The sequence below is a fragment of the Enterococcus sp. 2201sp1_2201st1_C11_2201SCRN_220225 genome, from assembly GCF_040925905.1.
Classification (GTDB): domain Bacteria; phylum Bacillota; class Bacilli; order Lactobacillales; family Enterococcaceae; genus Enterococcus_C; species Enterococcus_C asini_A.
On record NZ_JBCOJC010000013.1, the window covers coordinates 44,697 to 54,140 of the forward strand.

The 9,444-nt window shown below is 42.0% G+C and carries 10 protein-coding genes and 1 other annotated feature; of the genes, 8 read left to right on the plus strand and 2 right to left on the minus strand.

Going from position 1 to position 9,444, the window contains the following annotated elements; all coding sequences use genetic code 11:
• Window positions 1-13 precede the first annotated feature (13 nt).
• The 8 genes from AB5754_RS05370 to argS all read left to right on the plus strand — a co-directional run bounded on the left by AB5754_RS05370 (window position 14) and on the right by argS (window position 8,277).
• A complete protein-coding gene (locus AB5754_RS05370; RefSeq protein WP_311833465.1) occupies window positions 14-997 on the plus strand; it encodes a LacI family DNA-binding transcriptional regulator in 984 nt (327 codons plus the stop codon).
• A gap of 105 nt (window positions 998-1,102) precedes the next feature.
• Window positions 1,103-1,822 (plus strand): tRNA (adenosine(37)-N6)-threonylcarbamoyltransferase complex dimerization subunit type 1 TsaB, encoded by a 720-nt coding sequence (gene tsaB / locus AB5754_RS05375; RefSeq protein WP_368251492.1) that lies wholly within the window; start codon window positions 1,103-1,105, stop codon window positions 1,820-1,822.
• Window positions 1,806-2,348, plus strand: coding sequence for a ribosomal protein S18-alanine N-acetyltransferase (gene rimI / locus AB5754_RS05380; protein WP_368251491.1), 543 nt, complete (start codon window positions 1,806-1,808; stop codon window positions 2,346-2,348). Before tsaB ends, rimI (AB5754_RS05380) begins: the two co-directional genes overlap by 17 nt.
• Entirely contained in the window at window positions 2,338-2,802 is a 465-nt protein-coding gene (gene rimI / locus AB5754_RS05385) for a ribosomal protein S18-alanine N-acetyltransferase (RefSeq protein WP_368251490.1), read from the plus strand. Before rimI (AB5754_RS05380) ends, rimI (AB5754_RS05385) begins: the two co-directional genes overlap by 11 nt.
• A gap of 14 nt (window positions 2,803-2,816) precedes the next feature.
• Window positions 2,817-3,833, plus strand: coding sequence for a tRNA (adenosine(37)-N6)-threonylcarbamoyltransferase complex transferase subunit TsaD (tsaD, locus tag AB5754_RS05390; RefSeq protein WP_311833469.1), 1,017 nt, complete (start codon window positions 2,817-2,819; stop codon window positions 3,831-3,833).
• Between the two features lie 110 nt (window positions 3,834-3,943).
• Window positions 3,944-5,164, plus strand: coding sequence for an arginine deiminase (arcA, locus tag AB5754_RS05395; RefSeq protein WP_368251489.1), 1,221 nt, complete (start codon window positions 3,944-3,946; stop codon window positions 5,162-5,164).
• A gap of 57 nt (window positions 5,165-5,221) precedes the next feature.
• A complete protein-coding gene (gene argF / locus AB5754_RS05400) occupies window positions 5,222-6,238 on the plus strand; it encodes an ornithine carbamoyltransferase (RefSeq protein ID WP_368251488.1) in 1,017 nt (338 codons plus the stop codon).
• A 63-nt stretch (window positions 6,239-6,301) separates the two neighbouring features.
• Window positions 6,302-6,491: a binding site (T-box leader), on the plus strand.
• Window positions 6,492-6,585: 94 nt separating this feature from the next.
• Window positions 6,586-8,277 (plus strand): arginine--tRNA ligase, encoded by a 1,692-nt coding sequence (gene argS, locus AB5754_RS05405; protein WP_368251487.1) that lies wholly within the window; start codon window positions 6,586-6,588, stop codon window positions 8,275-8,277.
• A gap of 344 nt (window positions 8,278-8,621) precedes the next feature.
• Here argS and AB5754_RS05410 read toward each other — a convergent pair whose 3' ends face one another.
• Together AB5754_RS05410 and AB5754_RS05415 are read right to left on the minus strand one after the other, a co-directional pair.
• Window positions 8,622-8,834 carry a hypothetical protein gene (locus tag AB5754_RS05410; RefSeq protein ID WP_368251486.1) on the minus strand — a complete coding sequence of 71 codons (213 nt, stop codon included), beginning with the start codon at window positions 8,832-8,834 and terminating at the stop codon, window positions 8,622-8,624.
• Window positions 8,835-8,857: 23 nt separating this feature from the next.
• Entirely contained in the window at window positions 8,858-9,328 is a 471-nt protein-coding gene (locus AB5754_RS05415; protein WP_368251485.1) for an arginine repressor, read from the minus strand.
• Window positions 9,329-9,444: the final 116 nt, after the last annotated feature.

The window sequence follows — 9,444 nt, forward strand, 5'->3', positions numbered from 1 at the left end:
AGGAGGCTGGCAGATGGCTACCATTAAAGATATTGCCAAACAAGCGGGGGTCTCGCCGGCCACCGTTTCTCGGGTTTTGAATTATGACTCGTCTCTTGCTGTGGGGCAAGAGACGAAAAAGCGAATTTTTGAAGTAGCAGAGGCGTTAAATTACACCAAACACCAGAAAAAACAAAAGGTAGAAAAACAAGTCATTCGCCTGATTATGTGGTATGACTCCGAAGAAGAACTGGATGATTTGTATTATTTGGCGATTCGGCTGGGAATTGAAGAAAAAGCCGAAGAGTTGAATATCCGCTTAATGAAAGAAAGTTTGGATGAGTTAAGTGAAGAAAAGACCGATGGCATTATTGCACTGGGAAAATTTGATGCAAGAGAAGTCAAAGTCTTGCAAAAACGGGAAGAGCCGGTTTTGTTTGTGGATTTTGATGGGATGAATTACGGTCAAGATTCCTTAGTGGTGGATTTTCAAATGTCTGTGGATGCGGTCATTGATCACTTTGTCAAAACCGGTCACGAGAAGATTGGCATTTTAGCTGGTTTGGAATACACCAAGGTCAACCATCATGAAATTGCGGATCCTCGTCGGCAATACTTCCAACAGCGCATGAGTCAGTTGCGCTTGTATAATCCAGACTTTGTATTAGCCGGTGACTTTACCGTAGAGGGTGGCTATGAAGCCATGAAAGATTTTCTAGCTACAGGGAAGGAGATACCCACAGCTCTCTTTGCTTCCAGTGATGCCTTGGGAGTAGGAGCCTTGCGAGCAATTCAAGAAGCGGGACTTAAAGTGCCAGGGGATATTTCGGTGATTGGTTTTAATGATGTTTCTGTAGCCAAATACGTGATGCCCGCCTTGTCCACCGTTCACGTTCCTACAGAGTGGATGGGGGAATTGGCTTTAACCACAATCTTGGATTTAGCCAAAGAAAAGGCCCCCGTGCCACGGAAGATTACCATTGGCACGGAGCTAGTCTTACGCGACTCCACAAATTAACAAAGAGGCTGACTAAGGGGTACTCCTTGTCTAGCCTCTTTTAAAATACATAAGCTTATGCTATAATACTCTATTTGTAAGTATCTGAAAGAAGGACCATAATCGATGAAAATCTTGGCATTTGACACCTCCAATCAAACTCTAGCAGTAGGTTTACTGGAAGCTGGTAAGCTGGTGGGGGAAGTGACGACTACTACTAATAAAAATCATAGCACGACTTTGATGCCCGCCATTGATCAGTTGATGAAACAAGTAAATTGGCAGCCAAAAGATCTCCAGCGCATCGTTGTAGCAGAAGGTCCGGGTTCTTATACGGGCTTGCGCATCGGTGTGACCACGGCGAAAACCTTGGCGAAAACGCTAAAAATTGATTTAGTGGGAATTTCTAGTTTAGAAACCTTAGCGGCCAATGCAGTAGGCTATCAAGGGTTAATCGTGCCTTTATTTGATGCGCGTAGGCAAAACGTCTATGCTGGAGTCTATCGCTGGTCCAATAAAAAGTTGGTCACCGTTTTACCAGACCGTCATGTGGCCTTAGCGGAACTCTTAGAAAAACTACAATCTGAAAAAGAAGTCTTATTTTTAGGCTTGGATCGGCCAAAATTTCAAGACGCGATTTTAGAAGCACTGCCTCAAGGAAAATTTGCTCCTACGCCGACTTGGGATGTACCTAGTGGCATTACTTTAGCTACTTTAGGAGCAAAAGCTAAACCAGTTTCAGAGATTGATGGGTTTGTGCCGCAATATTTAAAACGGGTAGAGGCTGAGGAAAAGTGGCTGATGACCCATACACCGGGGAATGAGGCGTATGTTGAAAAGATTTAAGGAACTTTGGCAAAATCTAGGAGTCAAAGAAGCCCCTCAGTTTGAACGAGTTGTGGCTACTATCGGTCAAGAACATTTTGTGATTCGAGAATTGACCACGGAAGACATTAAAGAATTGATTGAAGTACAGCGAGCTGTTTACTCAGGGAGCTTACCTTGGGCACGTTCTGCTTTTGTTTCAGAGTTGGTCTCTCCATTGTCTCATTTGTATCTCTGTGCGGAAAAAGAACAAGAAATTGTGGCTTTTTGTGGCTGTCGTATTATTGGAGAGGACGGTCATGTGACCAATGTGGCAGTCTTGCCTGAGTTTCAAGGGGTGGGAGTTGGTACTTTTTTGTTGCAACAAGTAGAAGACTTTGCCAAAAAGCGTGGCTGTCGGACCATGTCACTGGAAGTGCGATTAAGTAATCGAGATGCCCAACGTCTGTATAGGAAACTAGGCTACGTATCAAGAGCGATTAAAGAGGCTTATTATGATGAAAGTAATGAGGATGCTTTGGATATGGTGAAATACCTTGAAGAATAAATTAAAAATTCGACGCTATTTTAAACACGAAGACCCTCAAGTCTTATTTGATTTAGCAAAAAATGCTTATGGAAAAAGCCCTTGGCGTTTTGATCAGTTTGCTGGAGATCTACGAGGAGAACGAAGTCTGTATTTTTTGGCGGAGATTGAAGACGCGGTGGGGTTTATCAGTTGTCATCAAATATTAGATGAAGTAGAAATCACCAACCTAGGGGTTCATCCTAATTGGAGCCGTCAAGGCGTTGCCAAAGCTTTATTGGCCACGTTATTTGAAAATGTGGCTAGCAATCAAGAGCTGACCAAAGTTTTTTTGGAAGTTCGTCTTAGTAATGAAGCTGCCCAGAAATTATACATAGCCAGCGGGTTTGAAGTGATCAGTCGTCGAAAACATTACTACGAAAATCCACCAGAAGATGCTTTAATTATGTGTAAAATAGTGCCTAAGTTACCTTGAAAGGAAGTAGTACTTTGAACGAGTCACCGGAATTAATCTTAGCCATCGAATCTAGTTGTGACGAAACCAGTGTCGCAGTGGTGAGAGATGGTCATGAGATTTTAAGTAATATTGTTGCTTCTCAAATCAAAAGTCATCAGCGTTTTGGCGGAGTGGTGCCAGAAGTCGCCAGTCGTCACCATGTGGAACAAATTACGCTTTGTATAGAAGAAGCTTTATCAGAAGCCAATGTCACTCCAGAGGATTTAACAGCGGTGGCGGTTACTTATGGTCCTGGTCTAGTGGGCTCACTTTTAATCGGTCTGTCTAGTGCCAAAGCTTTTGCCTGGGCTCATAACTTGCCTTTGATTCCTGTTAATCACATGGCAGGTCATATTTATGCGGCTCGCTTTGTGGCCCCTTTACAATTTCCACTAATGGCTTTATTAGTCAGTGGCGGCCATACGGAATTGGTGTATATGAAAGCAGATGGGGAATATGAAATCATCGGGCAAACAAGAGATGATGCGGCAGGAGAAGCCTATGATAAAGTAGGGCGAGTTTTAGGTTTGACCTATCCTAGTGGTAAAGAAATTGATGAATTGGCTCATCAAGGAGAAGATATGTATCATTTTCCTCGGGCGATGATCAATGAAGACCATTTTGATTTTAGTTTTAGCGGCCTTAAAAGTGCCTTTATTAACTTGGTTCATAACGGGGAACAACGGGGAGAGACCTTTGCAAAGGTTGACTTAGCCGCAAGCTTTCAAGCAAGTGTTTGTGAAGTCTTGATTACGAAAACTCTCCGTGCCTTACAGGCTTACCCGGTAAAACAATTGATTGTAGCTGGAGGGGTGGCAGCTAATCAAGGGCTGCGCGCTGGCTTAGCACAAGCTTTGGCAGAAAGTGATTTGGAGACAGAATTAGTAATTCCTCCATTGCGTCTTTGTGGAGATAATGGTGCGATGATTGGTGCTGCGGCCCATGTGCAGTTGCAAAAAGGAGAATTTGCTGATTTGAGCTTAAATGCCAATCCTAGTTTAACATTTTAATAAAACAGCCAGAACAAGAGGGAGTAGTCCGCTTATTCTGGTTGTTTTTGTATGGTCTTGTAAGTGGTTACGGTATAATAAAAAAAGAGAGTCAAAGGAGTGTGAAGCAGATGTCAGCCATTCAAGTTTTTTCTGAAATCGGTTCCTTAAAAAAAGTTCTCTTGAAGCGACCGGGTTTAGAAGTGGAAAACATGACCCCAGAGAGCATGAACCAACTGCTTTTTGATGATATTCCCTATGTCAAAACCATTCAACAAGAGCACGATGCTTTTGCGAATTTATTACGAGCACAAGGGGTAGAGGTCTTGTATTTGGAACAATTAGTCACAGAAGCACTACAAGAAAAATCTGTCAAAAAAGACTTTTTGCACATTTTTTTAAAAGAGTCAGGGATTTCCTCACTGGCGTTAGCCCAAGGATTGACTGAATACTTACTGAGCTTTGAAACGAAAACTTTAGTCGAAAAGTTAATGGCAGGAGTGCGAAGAACAGAACTTTTATTTCCTCCTAGTTCATTGGAAGAAGTTTCGCAAAATTCCCAGGAGCCTTTTTATTTAAAACCATTGCCTAGTTTGTATTTTCCCCGAGACGTGTTAGCTTGTATTGGCAACGGCCTGAGCATTCACCCTATGTTCTTTGAAGCCCGTAAGCGAGAATCCCTTTTTGTGGAATCTCTTTATCACCATCACCCGCTGTTTGTTGACCAAAAAACGCCAATTTGGTTAAACCGAGATTTTCCGGCTTCCATTGAAGGTGGGGATATTTTAGTGTTAAGTGAAGAGGTTTTGGCGATAGGAATTAGTCAAAGAACCCAAGCCAAAGCCATTGAAGCCTTGGCTAAAAGTCTCTTTGCCAATAGTGATTTCACGAAAGTTTTGGCGATTCAAATTCCTAGCCAACGAGCCATGATGCACTTAGATACCGTCTTTACCATGGTGGATTACGACAAGTTTACGATTCATCCCGAGATTTTATCTCCAGAAGAAAAAATGGATATTTATGTGATGGAGCCAAATGGAGAAGAAATTCGCATCACCCCAAAACACAATTTACAAAAAGTCTTAAAAGAAAGCTTGGGCTTATCAGAATTGTTCTTGATTCCCACAGGTGGTGGTGATGCGATTGCTGCTTCCCGGGAGCAGTGGAATGACGGTTCCAATACCCTAGCCATCGCTCCAGGAAAAGTGATTACGTATGATCGAAACCATGTATCCAATGAGTTACTGCGAGAAGCAGGGGTGGAAGTTTTGGAAATCGCTTCTGGGGAATTGTCCCGGGGGCGAGGCGGTCCTAGGTGTATGAGCCAACCAATTTGGCGAGAAAGACTTTGAAATTCTGAGCAAATATGCTATCATTTTGTATAAATATACGTTTAAGGGGTTTTTGTGATGGAATATTCAGTTTTTCAAGGGAGAAGCTTTTTAGCAGAAAAAGATTTTACGAAAGCCGAACTGATGTACTTGATTGATTTTGCGGCTCATTTAAAAGCTTTAAAAAAACAAGGGATTCCTCATCCTTATTTAGCGGGGAAAAATATCGCTTTATTATTTGAAAAGACGTCCACTAGAACTCGCTCGGCTTTTACTGTGGCGGCGAATGACTTAGGCGCCCATCCAGAATTTTTAGGAGCGGGAGATATTCAGTTAGGCAAAAAGGAATCGGTGAAAGACACGGCTAAAGTTTTAGGGAGTATGTTTGATGGGATTGAATACCGGGGGTTTAGCCAAAGCGCAGTGGAAACTTTAGCCCAATATAGCACAGTCCCAGTGTGGAATGGCTTGACAGACCAGTGGCATCCTACGCAAATGCTGGCAGATTTTTTAACCATTAAAGAACATTTCGGTGCTTTAGAAGGGCTGACCTTAGCTTATGTAGGAGATGGACGCAATAATGTAGCCAATTCACTATTGGTTACCGGTGCCATTTTAGGGGTAAATGTCCATGTGGTAACTCCCGAAAGTCTCTTTCCCGAAGAATGGGTAATCAATTTGGCAAAAGACTATGGGAAAGATAGCGGCAGTGAGATTTTGATTACTTCTGACATTCCACAAGGAGTTAAAGGAGCGGATATTTTGTACACAGATGTCTGGGTGTCCATGGGAGAAGAAGCCGAGACCAAAGCGCGGGTGGAATTGCTTTTACCTTATCAAGTCAATCAACAAATGGTGCAGGCTACGGAAAATGACAATGTGATTTTCTTACACTGCTTGCCGGCATTTCATGATCAAGAGACCCTTTTTGCTAAAAAAATCGCTGAGGAATTTGGCATCACCGAGATGGAAGTGAGCGATGAGGTCTTTCAAGCAGAGTACGCCAAGCAGTTTCAACAAGCGGAAAACCGGATGCACAGCATTAAAGCCGTGATGGCAGCTACATTAGGAAACCTGTTTATTCCTCGAGTTTAAAGGTCATGGGATAATTACGCCTTGGCAAATTCCTGATTCTTTGCTATAATTTGTCCAACTTGATACTAAACGTTGAACAAGAGAGTAGCTTTGCAAGGCATTTGTAGCGAGTCCGGAGTGGTGGGAGCCGGATAATGTAAGCAAGGGGAAGCGCACTTGGGAGTTTCGCTTAGACGGCAGTCGACCGTTAACGACAAGGTGGCCTGGTGATACAGGCAACAAGAGTGGTACCGCGGGAATTCTCGTCTCTAGTGTCTTAGGACATTAGAGGCGTTTTTATTTGCCTAAGAGTCGGTCGGTCTCTTCGTATGGTAGAAGCAAGTCAAGAAAAAATAGGAGGATGGAAGATGAACAATAAAGAAATTGTAGCCAAAGAACTCTATGCAGTTGTGAAAGATGATTTAACCTTAGAACAAGTCCAAAATTTACTGGAAAATCCTAAATCGGCAGACCACGGGGATGTGGCTTTTCCCGCTTTTGCTTTAGCTAAAGTTTATAAAAAAGCGCCGCAACAAATCGCAGCAGATTTAGCCATAAAAATTGCTCCGGAAGCATTTGAAAAAATTGAAGTGGTGGGACCCTACTTAAACTTCTTTATGAGTAAAGGCAAAATCAGTGAAACCGTCTTAGGCCAAATCGTCAAAGAACAAGCAAATTACGGCAATGCTAGTATCGGGGAAGGCCAAACAGTACCGATTGACATGTCTTCGCCTAATATTGCCAAACCAATTTCCATGGGGCATTTACGCTCTACAGTAATTGGCAACTCCATTGGTTTTATTTTAGAAAAAATTGGCTACCAACCTGTGCGAATCAATCATTTAGGAGACTGGGGAACTCAGTTTGGGAAATTAATCGTGGCTTATAAAAAATGGGGTTCAGAAGCGGCAGTCAAAGAAGAACCAATTAAAGAATTACTACGATTGTATGTGGATTTTCATGAAAAAGCAGAAACGGAGCCAGCTTTGGAAGATGAAGCTCGGGCTTGGTTTAAAAAATTAGAAGACGGAGATCAAGAAGCCACTAGCTTATGGCAATGGTTTCGGGATGAATCTTTAAAAGAGTTTAATAAGATTTATGGCCTATTAGATGTTTCCTTTGATTCGATGAATGGAGAAGCTTTCTACAACGATAAGATGGCAGAAGTTGTTGAATTGTTGGAAGAAAAACACTTGCTTAAAGAAGACCAAGGTGCGGAAATCGTGGACTTGTCTGCTTATGATTTGAATCCAGCCTTGATTCGTAAATCTGACGGTGCGACTTTGTATATCACCCGGGATTTAGCGGCTGCCATTTATCGCAAGCGGACTTATGATTTTGCCAAAGCAATTTATGTGGTGGGCAATGAACAAAGTAATCACTTTAAACAATTGAAAGCTGTTTTGAAGGAAATGGGCTTTGATTGGTCCGAAGACATCTACCATGTACCTTTTGGATTGATCACGAAAGACGGCAAGAAACTTTCCACTCGTAAAGGGAAAATTATTTTACTAGAAGAAGTTTTACTAGAAGCGACGGCTTTAGCCAAAGCTCAGATTGCGGAAAAGAACCCGACTTTGGAAAATCAAAATCAAGTAGCTAGAGAAGTTGGTGTAGGCGCCGTTATTTTCCACGACTTGAAAAACGATCGCTTAAATAACTTTGATTTTGATTTAGAAGAAGTCGTGCGTTTTGAAGGGGAAACCGGACCTTACGTACAATACAGCCACGCTCGGGCCATGAGTATTTTAGCCAAAGCGCAATTTACGCCAGATGAAAAGGCAACTTATGCGTTAGCTGATGAAAACAGTTGGGAAGTCATCAAGCTTTTGCAAAAATATCCAGAAACGGTTATGCAAGCAGCGGATAAATTTGAACCTTCTGTCATTGCAAAACATGCCATTAAATTGTCCCAAGCCTTTAATAAATACTATGCCAACGTGAAAATTTTAACCGACGATGCTGAAAAATCAGCTCGTTTAGCGTTAGTTTACGCAGTCACTGTGGTATTAAAAGAAGATTTGCGCTTATTAGGCTTACAAGCTCCAGATAAGATGTAAAAAGTAAGCTATCATAAAGCATCAAAAAACTGGCGGCCCAATTAGGGTCACCAGTTTTTTGATTAAAGAAACCACAGCAAACTTAAAATTAAAAAAGCTAGAAACCGTGGTGGAAAGTAGCGAAGAACAAAGGTGCTAAAGGAGAGTATAACAATAGTCATGTCACCGTCCTCTGAACCGAACAATACTAAACGTGAGCCACGAGCAAAAGACAAGCAACTTCCCATTAAACGTCATGGGAAGTCGCTTGTCTTTTCATCGTTAAAAATTTCAAACACTGACTAACCTTGATTTCATCAAGCTAAGTCAGTGTAATTTGCTAGTTCAACTTAGCGATTTTTGCTTTAGTTGAACTGTACTAGGCGACTGAAAGGAGCGTAGCCACGTTTTTTCTCTTTAAACGTATGGTAATGTTCGTTTAAAAAGCGTTGGGGACTACGGGAGAAAAACAAGCCTTTTGTTTTTCTTATGGTAAAAGCCAGCAGCAAGAAAAAGCCAGTAATGAAAAGTCCCGCAAAAAGGATGAAATCAATAGGATCTAAAGTATTAAAATCCATGGAATCCCCTCCTGACAAGAAAATTAGCCCAGGATATGTTCCTTAAAGTAGCTTTCCAATTTTTCGGCATCTTCATTGGTGCGGCAAATGGTAATCACCGTATCAAAGCCGGCCAATGTGGTAACTTTTTCCGGAATGGGAACTTCATCCATGACCGCAGAGAGCAGTTGTGCGTTATCGGGCATAGTCGTGATAATCGTTAAAAATTGGACACGATCCACTTTGGTGACGACTTCTTCAATCATTCGTACCAAGCGTTGTTCTTCTTCTTGGCTGTCTTGCTCTGGATCGTAGTCACTGAAGAGTTCAAAGCGAATCTGTCCGTCTTTGTCTTGGGCTTTTACGATTTTCAAATCCCGAATGTCTCGAGAAATGGTGGCTTGGGTAGCGGTGCCGCCTCGTTCTTCAATTTTCTTTAAAAGCTCTTCTTGAGTTCGAACGGTTTCATTGGCGACAATTTGTTTAATGATGGCATGTCGTTCAGCTTTGCGCATGAGATTGCTCCTTCGTATATATATTCACGTCAATCATAGCAAAGATTATAAAAAAGGCAATTAAAAACTGAGGGAGAGTATCTTTTTTAGGAGAATGAAGGGAACATGGTATACTG

Bases quoted from the DNA above. Each gene is read 5' to 3' on its own strand.
- AB5754_RS05370 (WP_311833465.1), top strand. From the start codon at position 14: ATGGCTACCATTAAAGATATTGCCAAACAAGCGGGGGTCTCGCCGGCC.
- tsaB (WP_368251492.1), top strand. From the start codon at position 1,103: ATGAAAATCTTGGCATTTGACACCTCCAATCAAACTCTAGCAGTAGGT.
- rimI (WP_368251491.1), top strand. From the start codon at position 1,806: ATGTTGAAAAGATTTAAGGAACTTTGGCAAAATCTAGGAGTCAAAGAA.
- arcA (WP_368251489.1), top strand. From the start codon at position 3,944: ATGTCAGCCATTCAAGTTTTTTCTGAAATCGGTTCCTTAAAAAAAGTT.
- argF (WP_368251488.1), top strand. From the start codon at position 5,222: ATGGAATATTCAGTTTTTCAAGGGAGAAGCTTTTTAGCAGAAAAAGAT.
- argS (WP_368251487.1), top strand. From the start codon at position 6,586: ATGAACAATAAAGAAATTGTAGCCAAAGAACTCTATGCAGTTGTGAAA.
- AB5754_RS05410 (WP_368251486.1), bottom strand. From the start codon at position 8,834: ATGGATTTTAATACTTTAGATCCTATTGATTTCATCCTTTTTGCGGGA.
- AB5754_RS05415 (WP_368251485.1), bottom strand. From the start codon at position 9,328: ATGCGCAAAGCTGAACGACATGCCATCATTAAACAAATTGTCGCCAAT.